16 protein-coding genes, 1 pseudogene and 1 other annotated feature are annotated in these 18,261 nt (G+C 55.4%); of the genes and pseudogenes, 16 read left to right on the top strand and 1 reads right to left on the bottom strand.

Features of this window, described 5'->3' with window-relative positions:
- From HZS80_RS20625 to egtD, 16 genes and pseudogenes are all read left to right on the top strand, one after another.
- Nucleotides 1-1,117, top strand: a 1,117-nt coding sequence (locus tag HZS80_RS20625) for a multicopper oxidase domain-containing protein (RefSeq protein ID WP_176305112.1), incomplete at its 5' end; no start/stop codon positions are given.
- Between the two features lie 9 nt (nt 1,118-1,126).
- Entirely contained in the window at nt 1,127-1,897 is a 771-nt protein-coding gene (locus HZS80_RS20620; RefSeq protein WP_035556033.1) for a copper resistance protein B, read from the top strand.
- A 133-nt stretch (nt 1,898-2,030) separates the two neighbouring features.
- Nucleotides 2,031-2,447: a hypothetical protein gene (locus HZS80_RS20615; protein ID WP_035556031.1), complete on the top strand. Its 417-nt coding sequence runs from the start codon at nt 2,031-2,033 to the stop codon at nt 2,445-2,447.
- A gap of 197 nt (nt 2,448-2,644) precedes the next feature.
- Nucleotides 2,645-3,403 (top strand): glutaredoxin, encoded by a 759-nt coding sequence (locus tag HZS80_RS20610; RefSeq protein WP_035556029.1) that lies wholly within the window; start codon nt 2,645-2,647, stop codon nt 3,401-3,403.
- Between the two features lie 163 nt (nt 3,404-3,566).
- On the top strand, nt 3,567-4,904 hold the full coding sequence (locus HZS80_RS20605) for an APC family permease (protein ID WP_035556027.1): 1,338 nt from the start codon (nt 3,567-3,569) through the stop codon (nt 4,902-4,904).
- A gap of 65 nt (nt 4,905-4,969) precedes the next feature.
- A pseudogene (locus HZS80_RS20600) lies at nt 4,970-6,067 on the top strand (IS3 family transposase).
- Nucleotides 5,245-5,361, top strand: a sequence feature (AL1L pseudoknot). (Overlaps the previous pseudogene by 117 nt.)
- 696 nt (nt 6,068-6,763) lie before the next feature.
- On the top strand, nt 6,764-7,111 hold the full coding sequence (locus tag HZS80_RS20595) for an NADH-quinone oxidoreductase subunit A (protein ID WP_035556078.1): 348 nt from the start codon (nt 6,764-6,766) through the stop codon (nt 7,109-7,111).
- Nucleotides 7,102-8,418: an NADH-quinone oxidoreductase subunit D-related protein gene (locus tag HZS80_RS24035; protein ID WP_179917160.1), complete on the top strand. Its 1,317-nt coding sequence runs from the start codon at nt 7,102-7,104 to the stop codon at nt 8,416-8,418. Before HZS80_RS20595 ends, HZS80_RS24035 begins: the two co-directional genes overlap by 10 nt.
- On the top strand, nt 8,405-9,331 hold the full coding sequence (locus tag HZS80_RS20585) for an NADH-quinone oxidoreductase subunit H (RefSeq protein WP_113271257.1): 927 nt from the start codon (nt 8,405-8,407) through the stop codon (nt 9,329-9,331). Before HZS80_RS24035 ends, HZS80_RS20585 begins: the two co-directional genes overlap by 14 nt.
- Nucleotides 9,328-9,954, top strand: coding sequence for an NADH-quinone oxidoreductase subunit J (locus HZS80_RS20580; RefSeq protein ID WP_045812309.1), 627 nt, complete (start codon nt 9,328-9,330; stop codon nt 9,952-9,954). Before HZS80_RS20585 ends, HZS80_RS20580 begins: the two co-directional genes overlap by 4 nt.
- Nucleotides 9,955-9,984: 30 nt before the next feature.
- Nucleotides 9,985-10,290: an NADH-quinone oxidoreductase subunit NuoK gene (gene nuoK / locus HZS80_RS20575; RefSeq protein ID WP_035413666.1), complete on the top strand. Its 306-nt coding sequence runs from the start codon at nt 9,985-9,987 to the stop codon at nt 10,288-10,290.
- Nucleotides 10,290-12,263, top strand: coding sequence for an NADH-quinone oxidoreductase subunit 5 family protein (locus tag HZS80_RS20570; protein ID WP_113271256.1), 1,974 nt, complete (start codon nt 10,290-10,292; stop codon nt 12,261-12,263). The genes nuoK and HZS80_RS20570 overlap by 1 nt, the downstream gene beginning before the upstream one ends.
- Nucleotides 12,260-13,747: a complex I subunit 4 family protein gene (locus tag HZS80_RS20565; protein WP_206604585.1), complete on the top strand. Its 1,488-nt coding sequence runs from the start codon at nt 12,260-12,262 to the stop codon at nt 13,745-13,747. The genes HZS80_RS20570 and HZS80_RS20565 overlap by 4 nt, the downstream gene beginning before the upstream one ends.
- A complete protein-coding gene (locus tag HZS80_RS20560) occupies nt 13,747-15,156 on the top strand; it encodes an NADH-quinone oxidoreductase subunit N (protein WP_113271255.1) in 1,410 nt (469 codons plus the stop codon). Before HZS80_RS20565 ends, HZS80_RS20560 begins: the two co-directional genes overlap by 1 nt.
- A 52-nt stretch (nt 15,157-15,208) precedes the next feature.
- A complete protein-coding gene (gene egtB, locus HZS80_RS20555; protein ID WP_083025449.1) occupies nt 15,209-16,516 on the top strand; it encodes an ergothioneine biosynthesis protein EgtB in 1,308 nt (435 codons plus the stop codon).
- Nucleotides 16,517-16,518: 2 nt separating this feature from the next.
- A complete protein-coding gene (gene egtD / locus HZS80_RS20550; RefSeq protein WP_083025447.1) occupies nt 16,519-17,481 on the top strand; it encodes an L-histidine N(alpha)-methyltransferase in 963 nt (320 codons plus the stop codon).
- On the opposite strand, the gene HZS80_RS23670 is transcribed toward egtD, so the two are convergent.
- Nucleotides 17,478-17,723 carry a hypothetical protein gene (locus HZS80_RS23670; RefSeq protein WP_241524673.1) on the bottom strand — a complete coding sequence of 82 codons (246 nt, stop codon included), beginning with the start codon at nt 17,721-17,723 and terminating at the stop codon, nt 17,478-17,480. The genes egtD and HZS80_RS23670 overlap by 4 nt on opposite strands.
- Nucleotides 17,724-18,261 lie beyond the last annotated feature (538 nt).

Genomic DNA, 18,261 nt, shown 5'->3' with positions numbered 1-18,261 from the left:
CCTGCTCAACGGCCACTCCCCCCAGGAAAACTGGAACGCGCTGTTCAAGGCCGGTGAGCGGGTACGGCTACGCGTGATTAACGGTTCGGCCATGTCATACTTCGATGTCCGTATACCTGGCTTGAAGATGACCGTGGTGGCCGCCGATGGCCAACCGGTCCAGCCCATCCCTGTTGATGAGTTCCGCATTGGCGTGGCGGAAACCTACGATGTGCTTGTTTCACCTGAAGACGACCGGGCATACACCATCTTCGCCGAAGCCATGGATCGCAGCGGCTACGCCCGCGCTACCCTGGCACCGCGTGAAGGGATGCAGGCCGACATCCCTGAACGCCGTCAAATTGCCGACCGCGGTATGGAAGCCATGGGTGCCCACGGTATGGGCGGGATGGATCATTCTGGCATGTCAAATATGGCGGGGATGGACCACTCCGGCATGTCGAATATGGAAGGTATGGATCATTCCAACATGTCGGAAATGGATCGCTCAAACATGTCGAATATGGAAGGCATGGATCATTCCAGCATGGCGGGGATGGACCACTCCAGCATGTCCAACATGCAAGGCATGGATCACTCTAATATGGGTGGCATGGCGGGTGAACAGGCGAAAATCGGCGAAAATGGCTTGCTCGTTGCCGGTGAAGCCCAGCCCGGCTCTCGATACGACCAGGCGGGCATCGGCATCGACCCTGATGAACGTCGTGTTTTAGTCTACCGCGATTTAAAAGCCTTCACGCCATGGCCTGACCGCCGTGAACCAGGCCGTGAGCTTGAGCTGCACCTGACCGGCAATATGGAACGTTATATGTGGTCGTTCGACGGTAAGAAGTTTAGCGAAGTGACCGGCCCCATCCATTTTGAGAAAGATGAGCGACTGCGCCTTATCCTCATTAACGACACCATGATGGAGCATCCTATCCACCTCCACGGCATGTGGATGGAGCTGGAAAACGGCCAGGGTGAATTGATTCCGCGCAAACACACCTTGAACGTGAAGCCCGGCGAGCGCGTGTCTGCGCTGATCACTGCAGACGCCGAGGGCAGTTGGGCGTTCCACTGCCACCTTCTCTATCACATGGATGCTGGCATGTTCCGCGTTGTTCAGGTTTCTTAAGGAGGCAGTATGAAAACCAAGTACTACGTAACCCTCGCCAGCGCCGCCCTCGGCATGGCCGCCGCCACGACTGCTCAAGCCGAAGACGGCTATGACGCCCCGGCCGGCTGGCCGTCACCGGTCGTGGAGCACCCGATGACCACGGTACTGGTCGATCGCTTGGAATATGCTTCGCCCGACAAGGGGGGGGATGCCTTGGTCTGGGATTTCCAGGCCTGGTATGGCGGTGATTTCAATCGCCTATACGTGGAAGGCGAAGGCGAAAACGTCCAGGGCGATGGCGAAGATGCAGAATTCGAGTCCCTCGACCTGCTTTATAGTCGTTTGATTGCCGACTTCTGGGAACTTCAGGGCGGCATCGGTTATCAGGGCGGTATCGCTACGAATGACCATCCCGAACGCTATTTCGGCGTCATCAGCCTATTGGGGCTCGTCCCCTATCGCTTCGAGACCGATCTCGACTTGAGGATAAGCGATGAAGGCGATATCTCCGCCAGCCTGGAAAGCGAGTACGATCTGCGCCTGACGCAGCGGCTCTACCTACAGCCGCGTACCGAAATTGCCGTTGCTGCTAGCGAAGTCGAGGAGTTTGGGGTGGGCCAAGGGCTAAACTCCGTGCGTGTGGGTATGCGTCTAGGTTATGAGGTGACCCGCCGCTTCGCCCCCTACATCGGTGCTTATTGGGAGAAAGAGTACGGCGACACGGCGGATCTCACCCGCGCCAGTGGCGACAACACGGAAGACACTGGAGTGGTGGCCGGTGTTAGAATGATGTTCTAACAACTCTGGTAATGGGTAACTTTTAACGTCACCAATTGGTGGCGTTTTTTTTATTGTTTTTATTTTTAAATTCAGCTTCGTTTCAAAAACCACAGCTAATATAAACAAATCATCAACCACTGGAGTAATTATCATGAAAGTTAAATCAATTCTCTTTGGAGCGCTTGTAGCCAGCATTCTTTCAACACCTGTATTGGCTAACTTCGGCAATACAACCCAGGATCTGCCGCTACTTGAAAGAGGCGTCTCTTCTACACAGATTCTTGCTCAGGGGCAATCCAAACGTTTCAATATTAACATTGAACAAGCGACTACGCTGAAGGTGGCAAGCGAGCACTTTCCAGGCGCAACCAGCACTGGAAACCGTATCTCCGCGGTGCTTTATAATGCAGCGGGACAGCAGGTAGCAGAAGCATCCAGCCCACGTGGCCATTTTGAAATGGTCCGCCAACTGCAGCCAGGCAATTATCAACTTGAAGTGACAGGCAATGCACTGGGAGGTACTAAAGAAAATGACAATAACCGCTATGAGTTACATGTTGACTATTAATATATAGTCACTAATTTAAGATACAGGGCCAGCCTTTATGCTGGCCTTTTTATTTAACATATATTTCTATCGTTGCAGAAACCTATTCGTAACCGTAGCTAGAATTTTAAAATAAATGAGCAGGCTATACTTGCCTGTATGTAGCACAAAGGTTCTATATTTTTAGTAAATACCATGTTCTTAACGAAGGAAAATCAATGCCAACGTCAACATCCACTGCCTCTGCACAGGTTTACCGGATGAAAACCGTCGAGCATATGTGCCCGTTCGGTTTGAAAACGGTTGATCTACTCAAGCGTAAAGGCTTTAAGGTCGACGATCATACCTTAACGTCTCGTGATGAAATCGATGCTTTCAAAAAACAGGAAAACGTCGACACGACGCCCCAGGTGTATATCGGTGACCAACGTATCGGTGGCTATGAAGAGCTGCGCAAACATCTGGGAATGAGCGTTCCCAATGCAAAAGAAACCACTTACCGGCCGGTGATTGCCATTTTTGCTACTGCGCTGCTGATAGGCTTGGCGATTAGCTGGGCGACCCAAGGCACACTGTTTACTGCACGCATGCCGGAGTTCGCCGTTGCTACGGCGATGGTGCTGCTGGGCTTGCAGAAACTGCAAGATGTCGAAAGTTTCAGCAGTATGTTTTTGAATTACGACCTTTTGGCCCAGCGCTACGTGCCCTACAGCTATTTTTACCCCTACGCCGAGACACTTGCAGGCATTTTAATGCTGGCCGGAGCATTGATTTGGCTGGCAGCCCCACTGGCGCTATTTGTCGGTACGGTGGGGGCGGTTTCCGTGTTTAAAGCCGTGTATATCGATAAGCGTGAGCTGAAGTGCGCCTGCGTCGGTGGTAACAGCAATGTGCCGTTGGGTTTTGTGTCACTAACCGAAAACCTCGTGATGATCGCTATGGGACTGTGGATGCCGTTGCGGATGTTGTTGGGGTAAGACCCGTACTCTTACGCCAAACCATGATATAGGTCAGTTAAATGACTGAACCATATTCAGGTTACGTTCAGCTAACTCAACCACACTTGGTGTTGAACTTATCCCACACTGGCCTAAGGCGGTGAACACGCACGCCTTAGGCTTAATCCATAGGAGTGTTTGCATGGCTGACCAGGATAGAACGCCACATTACGAAGAAGGAAGCCTCTCACTAATCGGTGCCGTAGCACTTGGCACTGGAGTAATGATCGGCGCAGGAATCTTTGCGTTAACTGGACAGATGGCGGAAATGACCGGCCCTCTATTTCCCCTAGCCTTTTTGGCTGCCGCGGTCATTGTCTCTTTCAGCGCTTACTCTTACGTCAAAATGTCCAATACTTACCCATCTGCCGGGGGGATTGGCATGTATTTGCAAAAAGCGTATGGCTCAACGCTCCCCACCGCTTTCCATGCGCTATTGATGTATTTTTCCATGGTGATTGCGCAGAGCTTTTTGGCGAGAACTTTCGGTTCTTACACGCTGGAGCTATTTGACCTGGGTGATCGCGCTGTGTTTGTGCCACTACTCGGTGTGGGCTTATTGCTCGCGGCTTTTTTGATCAATTTATCCACCAACAAGTTGATTGAAACAGTTGCCTCGGTGCTGGGCTTCATCAAAATTGGCGGCATCATCGTGTTTGGTGTTGTCGGTGTTTTTATTGCAGATTCTATCGACATGGGTACTGGCGGGGATGCGCCATCCCCAACCCTCTCAGGCTTCTTGGGCGCGACGGCGCTAGGTATTTTGGCTTTCAAAGGTTTTACGACCATTACCAATAGTGGCTCGGAGCTGAAAAACCCAAAGCGCAACCTGGGCAAGGCCATCATGATCTCCATCGCGCTATGTGTAGTCATCTATGCGCTTGTGGGCTTTGCGGTGGCCAGCAATCTTTCCTTGTCTGAGATTATCGAAACTCAAGACTATTCGCTGGCGGCAGCGGCTCGGCCCGCACTTGGTGAAGCTGCCGTTGGCTTTACCGTTGTTTTAGCCATGCTAGCCACAGCAGGCGGGATCATCGCCAGTGTTTTCGCCGTATCACGCATGCTAGCCATGCTGACTGAAATGAAATTGGTTCCACACCGCCACTTCCATATGCCAGGTAGCCTGCAAAAGCACACGTTGGTGTACACCATTGTGTTTGGCTTAATCTTGACTGCGTTTTTTGATCTTAGCCGTATCGCGGCGCTCGGCATTATTTTTTACTTGATCATGGATATCGCTATCCATTGGGGAGTGCTGCGCCATCTCAGGAAAAGTGTGGGCGCTAACGCGGTTATTCCAAGCATTGCCATTCTGCTAGATGTCCTCGTATTGAGTGGCTTTGTTTGGGTAAAAGCCACTTCAGATCCACTGGTACTTATCGTTGCCGCCGGATTGATGGCCGTGCTGCTCATCGGCGAATGGCTATTTCTTGCCAAGCGCAACAATTCAGCCGATAGCGAACAGTTTCATTCCCACTAACCACAACTGTACATGTGAACCGCCCCGGCTTTACCGGAGACTCCATATCTTGAGAGGATGGCGTCATTAACTCACCAAAACGATATTCCCCGGAAGTCCGGGAGCGGGGTGTTCGATTAGTCATTGAACAGCAATGGGAATACCTATCCAAGTGGGCAGCAATCTGCTCCATTGCTAGTAAGTTAGGCTGCACACCAGAGACCTTGAGAGCCTGGTGCAAACGCACAGAACTCACGCAGGAAAACAGCTCGGTTAACCTGTCTGAACATGAACGACTCAAGCAGCTAGAGCGTGAAAACACCGAATTGAAGCGTGCCAAGGAAATTCTCCGTAAGGCGGTTGCTTTTTTCGCCCAGGCGGAGCTCGACCGCAAACCCAATTGATGGTGTCATTTATCGACGAGCATCGTGCTCAGTTCGGGGTCGAATCGATTTGTAGTCAGCTGCCAATCGCCCCATCGAAGTATTACCACCACAAGGCACTTTGAAGCCGATCCTGAACGACGAGCAGAGCGATATCGGCAGGATGCGTTTCTTACGGCTGAGATTCATCGGGTATGGGAGGAAGATTTCTGCGTTTACGGTGCTCGTAAGGTCTGGCGGCAACTCCACGTTAATGTTGCTCGCTGCACCGTAGAACGGCTCATGCGCCCTAATAAGCTTTGGGTGGCCGATTTTACCTACGTCGCCACCTGGTCTGGCTTCGTTTATGTTGCGTTCGTTATCGATGTTTACGCACGATGTATCGTGAGTTGGCGTGTAGCGACGTCGATGAAAACGGGACAGGTACTGGACGCCCTGGAGCTAGCTCTGTGGGCACAAAAACACATACGAGGGTTGATCCATCATAGTGATCGGGGAAGACAATATCCCTCGATTCGCTATACAGAGCGTATGGCTGACGAGGGTATCGATGCCTCAGTCGGCACCACCGGCGACTCCTACGACAATGCACTGACCGAGACCATCATCGGCCTATTCAAAACGGAGGTGATTCACCATCGTGGCCCATGGAAGGGGCTGGATACCGTTGAGTATGCCAGGCTGGAATGGGTTGACTGGTTCAACAATCGCCGACTACAGGAACCCATCGGAAACGTTTCACCAGCAGAACGAGAAAGGACGTATTGTCGTCAACTGGAGGAGTCGGGTGAAGCAGCCTGACTCAAACAAACCGGTCTCCAGAATAACCGGGGAGGTTCATCCCGGGGTTACTCGCTTTGAGAATAGAAATACCGGCCCCAGTCATGGGCGCAAGCACACCGAGCTTGATGAGTAGCGGTCTGCAGTTCATCTTCCTAGTAGTTATAAACAGACACCTCAACTGTGCCAGTCCATGTTGTCACAGCGCCATGTAGTTCATGGCAAACACGGTGTAGATACGAACTGAATGTGCTTCTCTGGAAACCGGTGCAGCGCCTGCCAACTGATTGGACAACAACGGCATGCATAATTATCGAGGCAACGAGTGTTGCTATCTACTTTTGTGATCCACACAGCCTATGACAACGCGGTAGCAATAAAAACATCGACGGCTTAACACAGGCGAAAGGGGCGGAACTGCCGCGCCACACCCAAGAGGACATTGTATTACCAGTTGAATAGGAAGCGCCTTGACTTCAGGTGGCCAGTTGAGGCGCTGGTCTAAACACCATGAATGCTCACCCGCCATCTATTAGGTAGCGTTGCACTCAGAGCCTGCACCCACCTTGCGGTTTATTACTTTTTGCACCATGTTTTAGGCAGCATATTCAGTTTGCATTCAGGTTTGATATCTACACTTGTATAAATGCGCTGCTTCAGCCTGCTACGTTGTAATTTACGGCAAGGATTTGCTGGCTAATGACGCGAGGGATTCGCATGGAACTGTTGACTCTGCTTATTGTTTTATTACTGAGCTTAGGCGCCGGCCTGCTAGTGCAGTGGCTGCCTATGCGCCACCAGCCGATAGCCACCTACCCGCAGCGCGCGCCTTTTCTAGGCGGTGGTACGCCAGATAGCCACGCCTGGAGCCGCTATCACGTCCGCTATTATCCCATGACGCTGCTGCTGATCGCCTTCGAAATGGAGATGATGTTCATGTATCCATGGGCGGTTGTCTTCGTAGAGAAGGGCATGATGGCAGTAATGGAGATGGGCATGTTCCTGGCCATCCTGTCGGTTGGCATTGTTTACGCCTGGCGTGAGGGGGTATTCAAGTGGCAGTGAACTGGCTACGGAAACTCGCTTCGCATAAGCGGGCTCCCGTATTTCCTGTGCTGGGCAAGCAGGGCGATAAAGCGCTGCGGTACCTCGCGCTATCGCCGGAAATCGAACTGGTCGATTCGCCACGCCACGCCAGTGTGTTGCTGATTGCGGGGGAGGTTCCGGCTGATAGATTAGAGCCTCTACGTCGTGTTCACGATCAGTTGCCTGATCCTTTCACTACGCTGTGGTTTCGTAACGAACCGTGGCCTCATCTTGAAAACGTGGATCGGATCGATGATCTCACCGATTTACCTGCGGCCCTAACCAAAGCACATCGTGAACTGATGACAGGCCAGCGTGACAGTGGATGCCGCATCTTGTCGGATAGACCGCCCAATCCTTGGAAAGGTGAAGGAGACTTCGGCCAAGGTGGCGAAGGCATGATGGGTGGAGTGCCCTACGGGCGGCCCATGGCCATGAATATGCAGGAAGATATCAGCGATGGTTTGACGCTGGATTCGCTGACTTTTCGGCTCGGGCCGTTCTTCATGGCATTTCCGCCCGGCATGGCAGCGGAGGTTACGTTGCAGGGGGATCTGGTTCAGTCATGGGAAACGCAGTTGGAGCCGTATCCGCAACGCCTCGACGCGGTGTTTTTCAACGCTCGGAAGCACCCCGTCCCCATCGCCGAGATTGAGCTCGCACGGGCCCGTCATCATCTGCAGCGCCTGTACCATGCGCTGCATCTTGCTGGGCTGGAAGCACTCAGCCTAAGTTCCTTGCGCCTGGCACACGGTTTGTCGACATCAAGCACGCTAGATGGGCTACGTCGACGCCTGGTTCGCAGTGGCTTCTTTCATCTGGCTGCTGTAGGCGGTGGTGTGCTCAATACAGAGCAGGCCCGACAGTTTGGCGGGCCTGCCGCTCGTGCTGCCGGGCTGGCTGATGATTTGCGTTCACACGATGCCGGTTATCGCCGTCTAGGGTTTTCCCCCGTATGCCAGGACGGAGGAGGAGTCTCGGCCCGTTGGAAGCAAATCTTGGACGAAGTCGAACAATCCTTAATGTTGGCACGCCAGGCCGAACGGGATGAGGTGTACACGAACGATGTGGATTGCATCGAGACGCCACGGGGGCCGTGGGACGAACAGCCTCCCGAAGATGCTAGCGCGATTCTTGACGAGATCTTACCAGGCCTGGAGTGGGGCGATGCACTGGCTACTATTGCTAGTCTGGATATAGCGGCGGTAGCCGATAGAGGGGGCGGAACACAGTCGCCTGGTGAGTCACGGGCAGTGCAGGGAGGTTCGGGTAATGTTGTTAAGTGAGCTGTTCCTGCCTGTACTGATGGTGATGTTCATGCTGACTGTCGGCGCCTACGTCGTGGCGGTGCTTGATCGGCTTATTGCCGGTGCATTCGGCGCCCCTCAGGCAGGCCGTGTCTGGCTTGCTCCCATGGCCCGAGGGGCTTGGCTGATGACCCAACACGCCAATGCCACCGAAGCACCGGACTGGCAGGCCTGGCGGCTGGCGCCGGCACTGTATTTGGCGTTGGCTGCAATCGGACTGGCCGTGGTGCCGTGGTCGGAGTCGCTGGTCGCCACTGACTTGGTCACCAGCGTGGTGCTGTGGGGCAGCGTGGAAGCATTAGCGACAGTGGTTATCTTCTTGCATGGCTGGTCGGCAAACGCGCTGCTGGCACTCATCGGCGGCTACCGTTATGTGGCGCTAGGGCTCTCTTACATCCTGATCAGCATGTTTGTGCTAATTGGCGTGGCATTGCCGGCCGAATCGCTACAGTTCACCCAAGTGGTCGCCTCGCAAGAAGCGCTGTGGAATGTCATACGCCAACCGCTGGGGTTGCCATTGTTCCTGATTGTCGGCCTAGGCATGACCTTCTGGGGCCCGCTCAACCTTGCTGATTCGAAGGACCTGGCTGGAGGAACGGCTTCTGAGATCTCTGGGCCACCTCGGCTGGTCTGGGATGTGGCTCGGGCGGCCATGTTGGTTGCTTTCAGTGGTGTGGCAGCAAGTGCTTTTTTAGGTGGCTGGATGGGACCTTGGCTACCCGGTCCGTTATGGATGGCCATCAAGATGCTGGCAGTGCTACTCGTGTTGCTATTGCTTGGACGGGTACTGCCGCGTATTGCCCCTGAGCGCTGCGTCACCTTGATGTGGGTGGTGCTGTTACCACTGTCGTTTATCGACCTGGTGTGGGCTGGCATAGGGGCGCTGCTATGAATCACGGCATTGGCATTGATATCACGTTTCTATCATTGGCCACGCTCGCGGTGGTCACCGGATGGCGAGTGTTTCGTACCGATTCCATGGTACGCGCCTCCTTTTTCCTGCTGGTGTCGTTCATCGCCGTAGGCGTGATCATGATTCTGCTGGCAGCGGAATACCTGGGCGTGGCGATGTTCTTCATGATGGCTGTGGAGATGACGGTCATGGCGCTGTTCATGGTCATGTTCATGATGAATCCTGCCGGCCTTAACCCGATGAATATGGTTCACCAGGAACGTATCGCTATCGGGGCGGGGATTGTCGGCTTCCTGGTATTGGGCGCCATGGCGCTATTGGCTGCCTTTCCTGACCAGCCGGTCTCGGCAGACCTTGAGCCAGTTAGATCCCTAGGCAATGAGATGCTTGGTGACTCGATGCTGATCTTCGAGTCGGCGGGCATCGTGCTTTTAACCACCATGATCGGCGTGGTGGTGTTGTCGAGTCATCGGGGCCGCTATGGGGCGGCTGCAGTGGGTTCGCTACCGCCGGGGCTGGAGCCGGGTGGCGACCCGGCGGGTAAGCTCGAGGAGGACGAAGAGGAAGAGAGTGGTGGTCATCAACACCATCATCACCACTGACCAAGCAGACAGATAGGCAGGGAGGCTTGCATGACACTAACCACACTTTTGCTATTGGCAGCGGCACTGATTGGCATCGGGATTTATGGTGCGCTTTCCCAGCAATCGTTCGTGATGCTGATGATGGGACTGGAACTGATCCTCAATGGCGTCATGCTCGCCGCGGTGGCGTTCTGGGCCTTTAGCGGGGCTGGGGCGCCAGAAGGGCAACTGCTGACGATCATTGTTATGGCGGTGATGGCCATTGAGATGGCCATGGGATTTGCTTTGGTAGTAGCCGTCTTCCGCGGTAAGCAGGCCGACATGACCGAGTCACTGACCGGGTTGAAGCACTGATGTTGTGGTTTGTTCCTCTTTTCCCACTGCTTGCCGCCCCCGGGATGTATTGGCTTGGCAAGCGCTTGTCCGCTAGGGATAGTGGTCGAGCCGTGTTGGGCCTGATGGGGGCGGCAGTCGCTGTCGTTACCCTGCTGCTCGCGAGTGTGGCGCTCATGGGGGACTGGGGTGGTGCCTATCGCTGGAGCTCACGGATCGTCCTGTCGGTTGGGATGACACCAGCGAGCGCTGTATTTGCCATCGTCGTGCCACTGATCGCTACACTGATCATAGCCTATAGCGCCTACCATGAGTCTGAGCCCGTCAGTGAGGGCGTGCCAACGCGTCCACCCGTCAGGTTGGTCGCTCTGCTGACGGCATTTGTCGGGGCGATGGAGCTTCTCGTGCTGGCTGAGGATCTGGTGACCCTGCTGATCGCCTGGGAGCTGGTCGGGGCCTGTTCATGGGCACTGATTGCCCACGAGTGGCAAGAGGGCGACAACCTGCGGGATGCCGCCTGGGCGTTCCTGGTCACTCGCTTCGGGGATCTGGGGCTGTACATTGCAGCGGCGGCAGCGTTTGCCGGCACTGGCTCGTTTGCCTTTGCTGACCTGTCCCAACTCGATGGGTGGCTACTGGATGTGTTTGTTGCCGGCGCCGTGTTGGCTGCAGCGGCCAAGTCCGCCCAGGTTCCCTTCTCGCCATGGTTGTTTGCCGCCATGTCCGGGCCAACACCGGTGTCGGCATTACTCCACGCGGCGACCATGGTCGCCGCAGGTATCTATCTGGTGATTCGGCTGCATGCGGAGATGGCTGCCGTTGCCTGGTTTGGGCCGGTTGCCATCACGTTAGGCTTGGCCACCGCCCTGGCAGGGGGGGTCGTGGCCTATCTGCAAAGGCATGCCAAGAAGCTGCTGGCCGCCTCGACATCGGCTCAGTATGGCCTGATGTGGTTAGCGGTAGGGGCAGGCTTTCCCGGTGTCGCCCTGGTGCACTTCGTCACACACGCCTTCACGAAAGCGGCTTTGTTCCTAGCAGCCGGCATTGCCGAACGTCATGTCGGCAGCTACTCGCTAAATACGATGCGCCTCGGGCGACTGCTTCCGGGGATTGCAGTGGCGACCATGGTGGCCAGTCTGGCGCTGGCAGGGGTTATCCCGCTGGGGGCATCCTGGAGCAAGGAGAAGATCATTACTGCTGCTGGCCATCAGGCGTCCTGGCTGGCCGTGATCGCCGCCATCGCTGGTGGGCTCAGCGCGTTGTATGCAACACGCTTTCAGTTGCTCGCATTTGGACGAGGTCTGCATGGCCCCACGAAAACTGCCCCATCACAGCCAGGGCACTCCTCGGTTGAGGCCGGCTCGCTCTACCTGCTTTCGGCAGGCACGCTAGTGCTATCTCTGCTCTGGTGGCCCGGTGTGGGAAACGACCTTGCTAACCTGCTATCGATCCAGCTTCCCCAAACCAAACTGTGGGAACTGATCCTGTCGCTACTGCTGGTGGCGCTAGGCATTGGCGCTGGGTTTTGGGCGGTGCGCCGAGAGGGGTCGAATCAGAGCCGACAGAGCGAGACGCATGCTGCTATGGCGAACTGGTTTGGCCTGCCAGCTCTGGCAGAGCGGGGGATTTCTACCTTCATGAGGTTCAGCCATGGCCTGGCACGTTTCGATGATCGCGTAGTGGATGCTGGATTACGGGGCCGCGGAGTAAGTGCTGCGATATCCTTCAGCCATGGCCTGGCACGCTTCGACGATCGAGCTGTAGATGCTGGCATCCGCGCCAGCGCCCGTTTTGGCGTGTGGCTGGCCAAGGTCAGTGATCGACGTGGCGAAGGGGCATTCGATGGCGCAACGAGCCTACTAGCGAGAGGCGTTGACTGGGCGGGCCAAGTAGCGCGGCAGGCCCATACCGGACAGACGCATCATTACTACACCGGTATCGCGGCAGGGTTCGCCGTAATTTTTATAATCTTGGGCATAGGAGCACTCCTTTGATTCTCACCGCAACCTTGGGCCTTCCCATGCTGGGAGCTCTCGTACTCGCCGTTTCACGCCGTTGGACAGAGACCACGGCTCGCCTGTTTGCTGTGGGGGTTTCCCTATTGCCTGTATTACTGCTGGCCTGGGCTTGGCTGCAGTTCGATACCCAAGGCGCACTATTTCAATTTGTCGAAGAGGTGCCTTGGGTACCCAGCCTGGGCATGGCATACCGGCTAGGCGTAGACGGCATCGCGCTGGCTATCGCGACGATGAGTTCCTTGGTCTTCGCTGCCAGTATTGCCTATCCCATTAACACGCAGAACCAGCCTCGGCAGTACTACGCTTGGATGCTCTTTCTGCAGTCCGTGTCGCTTGGCGTCTTCCTCTCATTGGACCTGCTGCTCTTCTATGTCTTTTTCGACCTGAGCCTGGTGGGGATGTTTTTCCTGATCGGCCGCTGGGGGCACGGTCAGGCCCAGCATTCAGCATTCAAGTTCTTTCTTTACACTTTCTGTGGTTCGCTACTGTTGTTGCTGGCATTCATCGGGCTTTATCTATCAGTCGAGCCACACACCTTTGACATGCGAGTGCTGATCGAGCAGCAGCCATTGGCGGGAGCGGGTGTGTCTGCTGGCCTCATATTTCTCGCCCTCATGCTCGGCTTCGCCATCAAGACTCCCATCGTGCCCGTGCATACCTGGTTGCCCCAAGCGCATGTCGACGCTCCCGGACCGGCCTCGGCAGTTCTCGCCGGGGTGCTGCTCAAGATGGGCACCTACGGGATTCTGAGGATTCCGTACTCAATGATGGGGGAGACCTTTGCCCGCTACGCTCTGATTATCGCTCTCTTTGCTGTGGTTTCTATTCTCTATGGTGCCCTCGTGGCATTTGGCCAGGGAAATTTGAAACGACGCATTGCCTATACCTCTATCAATCATATGGGCTACACGGTGCTAGGGATCGCCGTGGCTGGCGCCTTGTTCCAGGATGCGGTATATGCCCGCGAGATGGCACTGATAGGGGCCACGGTAGAGATGGTGGCACACGGACTGATTACCGGGGCGCTGTTTCTGATCTGCGGCTCGTTCTGGCAGCGCACCGAGGAATACGATTTGGATAGCTATGGTGGGCTGCTCCGACAGGCACCGCTATTGGCAACGTTCGCCATACTCGCCTCGTTTGCCAGCCTGGGGCTTCCTGGTCTGGCCGGCTTCGTGGCGGAGTTCCATATCTTTGCCGGCACCTTTGCCGTCTACCCTTGGCTCGCTGTCATTGGTGTGCTGGGCATTCTGATCACGGCAGCGTTGTTTCTGCAGATGCTGCAAAAACTGTTCTTCGGGGCGATGCCGCAGCGATGGGCGAAGTTTGACGATCTACGCCCAGCTGAGTGGGGTGTGCTCGGGGTGCTGTCGGCAGGCTTCGTGATCATTGGTATTGCGCCGCAGTTCCTGCTGACCCTCATAGAGGCTTCAGCAACGCTGTTGGTAGGAGCCCGCTGATGCCTATTGGTGATGTGTTGCCGGAAATCAGCCTGACGCTCGGTGCTGTGATTATCGTATTGTTCGCGGCTTTCGCCCGACAACACCAGCATGTCTGGGCGGCTGTACTGGCGTTGCTCACGATTGGGCTTTGTATTGGGTTGACCTTTACGCAGTGGGATGGACCGCCGAGGCTGACGTTCTCGGGTGTGTGGGCCCTGGACGGCATGGCACTCTCCAGCAAACTAGTCGTGTTGATTGCCGGCGCGCTGGTTATTGCCATGTCCCCTGAGTGGATGCAGACCGATCGCCGCCATGCCGAGTATTACGCATTGATGTTGTTCGCGCTGTTGGGTGTGATCATGATGGCGTCAGCCAGTGACACCATGGAACTGGTCGTCGGTGTGTTGCTGTCGTCGGTGGCCAGCTATCCGCTGGCTGCCTATCACCGCACCTGGGCACCCGCCCTGGAAGCTGGCATGAAGTATTTTCTGATGGGAGCCTTGACCAACACTTTACTGACGATAGGCGTTGTCGTGTTGTTCGGCCTGACTGGTAACACAGGCTATCCAGAAATCGCACAAAAACTTTCCGTAGGTCACGACAGCCTGGCGCTAACCATCGCCACTGCCTCTATCATACTGGGCTTGTCCTTCAAGCTGGCGGCTTTTCCGGCCCACGCCTGGATGCCGGATGTAGCCCAAGGTTCCCCGGCACCGGTGGCAGCCTTCTTGACCGTAATTCCCAAGATTGGCGCTGCCGTCGCATTGGCCCGTTTCGTGTCATTAATGCCGCCGGATGTCGCCTGGCGAGCGATTGTGGCTCTGATCTCGGTCACGACCATGACGCTGGGTAACGTGGCTGCCCTTCGACAGACAGATGTACGGCGCCTGCTGGGTTGGTCATCGGTTTCCCAGTCCGGCTATGCCTTGATGGCGATCGTGGTAATGGGAACAAGCGACCAGGCTCTACCGGCGCTGGTGTTCTTTTTGGCCAGCTACGCCATTGCTAACTTGGCGGCTTTCGCTGTGGTCACCTATCTGAGAGGGCGCACTGCACTGGAGAGCTATCAGGGGCTAGCCAGACAGGCACCTATTGCCACAACGATACTAATCGCTTCGCTACTTTCTTTAGTGGGTATCCCGCCGCTGATCGGTTTTTTTGGCAAACTCATGTTGTTCAGCGTCACGATTGAGGGGGGATACGCTTGGCTGGCATTCGTGGCTGCCGCCAACACCGTTGTCTCGCTGTTCTATTACCTGCGCATCGTGGCGCGGATGATGTTTAGCGATACCCGACCCACTGTGCATGTACTGGTGGGCCAGTGGGCACGAACCACCATGATCGTGTCTGGCTTGCTGTTGATTGTCGGTGGGCTTGGTGCAGAAATGCTAATGGAGTTCACGGATTCGATAGGCTTTGTGCGTTAGGCCTGGCCTGCCGAATCAAGCTAAACGGAGTAATACTTAGAGGGAGTTATTTATGTCACCTATTCAAGATTTAACTATCGAAACAATCGATAGCATTCATACCAAGGAGTGGCTGCGTGCGTACCAGCGGGTTCGTGCCGCCACCGACGCAATTTGCGAACCTCTGCATAAAGAAGATTACATGGTGCAGAGCATGCCGGACGTCAGTCCCCCGAAATGGCACATCGCCCATGTCAGCTGGTTCTTCGAAGCCTTCATCCTCAAGCCGTTTCACCCCAGCTACCAGACCCTCGACCCCGCATACGATTACCTTTTCAACTCTTACTATGAGACCCACGGTACGCCGTTTCCTCGTCCTGAACGCGGCATGATTTCGCGCCCCACAGTGGATGACGTCTATCGCTATCGCGCGCACATTAATCAGGCCATGGAAGAATTGCTCAACGACCCTCCGCAAGAACACCTGCAGGAGATTCTCCATCGTCTGGAGCTTGGGTTGCCTCACGAGCAGCAACATCAGGAACTGCTATTCATGGACATAAAGCATATCCTGGCCCAGAACCCGCTCTGCCCAGTCTATCGAGGTGATCTTGTGTCGGCACCCGCCCATGAGGTCGGTGAACTCGGTTGGCACGCTTATCCAGCCGGCGTGCGGCAGATAGGTCATGATGCCAACGATAGCCGTTTTGCCTACGACAACGAAATGGGGCGTCATCGTCAATTCATTGAGGCTTTCCAGATCGCTGACCGTCCGGTTACCAATGGTGAATTTCTCACGTTCATGCAGGCGGGGGGATACGACAAACCTGACTATTGGCTGTCGGATGGCTGGGCCACGGTCAAGGCGGAAGGCTGGAAGGCGCCACTTTACTGGGTCGAGCGGGACGGCGTCTGGCATCACTATACGTTAAGCGGGCTGGTGCCAGTGGACGTGAATGCGCCGGTTTGCCATGTCAGCTTCTACGAGGCCGATGCCTATGCCCAATGGGCCGGCGCACGCCTACCTACTGAGGCCGAGTGGGAGGCGGTGGCTCAACATGTCCCCCTGCATGGCAACTTCGTCGAACAAGGCCATCTTCAGCCGGTCGCGGCTGCCCCCGGCGGATCCAGCGAGGGGCCGAGGCAGATGTTCGGTGATGTTTGGGAGTGGACCGGCAGCGCCTATCGGCCCTATCCAGGATTTCGCAAGTTGCCGGGCAGCTTAGGTGAATACAACGGCAAGTTTATGTCGGGGCAGATGGTGCTTCGAGGTGGCTGTTGTGCCACCCCGGAAGACCATATCCGCACGACCTATCGTAATTTTTTCCCACCTCATGCCCGTTGGGCATTTTCCGGATTCCGTCTTGCTAAGGAGAGCTAATCATGAGCCTGGCCGTACAATTCCACGACTTGCACCCGTCCCCAGCCTCAACATCGCTTCGCGATGAGATACTGACGGGATTCAGAGCCGATCAAAAGTTCGCCTCGCCAAAGTTCTTTTATGATCAGCGTGGTTCTGAGTTATTTGATCAAATTTGTGAGCAGCCAGAATACTACCCGACACGGACCGAGGAGGCGATCCTCGCGGAGGCCGCCGATGATATAGCCGAGATAGCCGGGCATGAAGCGACGTTGATCGAGCTTGGCAGCGGGGCGAGCCGTAAGGTACGACTTCTACTGGAAGCCATGCGTCCTAGCAGTTACCTGGGAATCGACATCTCGCGGGATTTTCTGCTCGACAGTACACGACGACTAGCGGCGGATTACCCATGGCTTGAAGTGCATGCCGCCTGTGCCGATTTCTGTTGCAATATGGCCTTACCGGACGGGCTATGCTGCGAAAGACCGGTCGGTTTTTTTCCTGGTTCAAGTATCGGTAATTTCGACCCCCAAGCCGCTGAAGATTTTCTTCGTGGACTGCATTCTTTGTTACCCACCGGCAGCGGATTGTTGGTAGGAGTCGACTTGGTTAAGGATAAGCCGACCCTTGAAGCCGCCTACAACGATGCAGCGGGTGTGACGGCAGCATTCAACCTAAATCTATTGGAACGGCTACGGCATGAGCTGCACGCTAAAATCGATCCCGCCAATTTTGTCCATCATGCGTTCTTCAACGAAGCACACTCTCGTATTGAGATGCATCTGGTCAGTCAGTTACCTCAAGTCGTCACTATTGAAGGGGAGCGCTTCAGTTTTCTGGAAGGCGAGACAATCCACACTGAAAACTCGTATAAATACACGCTCGAGGGGTTTCAGGCGTTGGCGGGACGTGCGGGATTTGAGGCGCTCTCGTCCTGGACCGATGCGAATAGCTTGTTTAGCGTCCACTACCTGACGCGTGCCTAGGGGACACTGATAGCGCGGCCACTACAACTCCACATTAAGCGCTGATAGGGAAGGCCAAGGACAGGCCAATCCCGGGAGTACACATAAGGGGTCGCGCCAGTTCGCGGTGTCACTTCGGCGCTGAGGGTAGCCACCTTGAATTGAGGGGCGCGCTTAAGGACCATTCCTTCGTAGCAGATAGCTGCAGTGATGCCGGTGGTCGTGGTACTTAGCAGTTCTCGGCCGGTTTCGATGGCACGCATGCGTGACATCTGGAAGGGCAGGTGAGGGCCGAACCAAGCATTGTTGCTGACATTTACTAGTAACTGCGCTTCGGACAGAAGTTCTGTGACTTCGGCACCAAGACCGCTTCGTAGGAGATGAAGACCCCTAAGGGCGCCTCTGATGCATTAAGAACGTGTGCTTGCCTTCCCGGTATGAAAACAAACATGGCCGCCCCGAGCACGTCGGGGACCGAACCCAAGAAGTCTCGAAACGGAACATATTCACCTAATGGCACCAAGTGCGTTTGTAGTAGAAGCCTGAGAGATGGGAGAGGCTCACCACCACATTTTAGATACGACCCTCCGCTTCGCATATCGGGACGCCAATCAGTAACAAGTTGCCTGCCTGCTCGGCTAACGCCTCAAGCTCAGCAAGATATTCATTAGCCTGGTTATATCACATCGGGGTTGCTGCTTCTGACCAGATCCCGATGTCGGTCCCGAGGGCAAGGTACCGTGGCTTTTTTCGAGCACTACGCTTACTTATTAGCACTAGGGAAACACTACAAAAAACCGC

The sequence above is a fragment of the Vreelandella glaciei genome, from assembly GCF_013415125.1.
Taxonomy (GTDB): domain Bacteria; phylum Pseudomonadota; class Gammaproteobacteria; order Pseudomonadales; family Halomonadaceae; genus Vreelandella; species Vreelandella glaciei.
This window is presented reverse-complemented; position numbering and strand designations above follow the sequence as displayed.

Coding starts and splice junctions, on each gene's coding strand:
- HZS80_RS20570 (WP_113271256.1), top strand. CDS start 10,290: ATGTTGTGGTTTGTTCCTCTTTTCCCACTGCTTGCCGCCCCCGGGATG.
- HZS80_RS20615 (WP_035556031.1), top strand. CDS start 2,031: ATGAAAGTTAAATCAATTCTCTTTGGAGCGCTTGTAGCCAGCATTCTT.
- HZS80_RS20580 (WP_045812309.1), top strand. CDS start 9,328: ATGAATCACGGCATTGGCATTGATATCACGTTTCTATCATTGGCCACG.
- HZS80_RS23670 (WP_241524673.1), bottom strand. CDS start 17,723: ATGCGTGCCATCGAAACCGGCCGAGAACTGCTAAGTACCACGACCACC.
- HZS80_RS20595 (WP_035556078.1), top strand. CDS start 6,764: ATGGAACTGTTGACTCTGCTTATTGTTTTATTACTGAGCTTAGGCGCC.
- HZS80_RS20585 (WP_113271257.1), top strand. CDS start 8,405: ATGTTGTTAAGTGAGCTGTTCCTGCCTGTACTGATGGTGATGTTCATG.
- nuoK (WP_035413666.1), top strand. CDS start 9,985: ATGACACTAACCACACTTTTGCTATTGGCAGCGGCACTGATTGGCATC.
- HZS80_RS20605 (WP_035556027.1), top strand. CDS start 3,567: ATGGCTGACCAGGATAGAACGCCACATTACGAAGAAGGAAGCCTCTCA.
- egtB (WP_083025449.1), top strand. CDS start 15,209: ATGTCACCTATTCAAGATTTAACTATCGAAACAATCGATAGCATTCAT.
- HZS80_RS20560 (WP_113271255.1), top strand. CDS start 13,747: ATGCCTATTGGTGATGTGTTGCCGGAAATCAGCCTGACGCTCGGTGCT.
- HZS80_RS20610 (WP_035556029.1), top strand. CDS start 2,645: ATGCCAACGTCAACATCCACTGCCTCTGCACAGGTTTACCGGATGAAA.
- egtD (WP_083025447.1), top strand. CDS start 16,519: ATGAGCCTGGCCGTACAATTCCACGACTTGCACCCGTCCCCAGCCTCA.
- HZS80_RS20620 (WP_035556033.1), top strand. CDS start 1,127: ATGAAAACCAAGTACTACGTAACCCTCGCCAGCGCCGCCCTCGGCATG.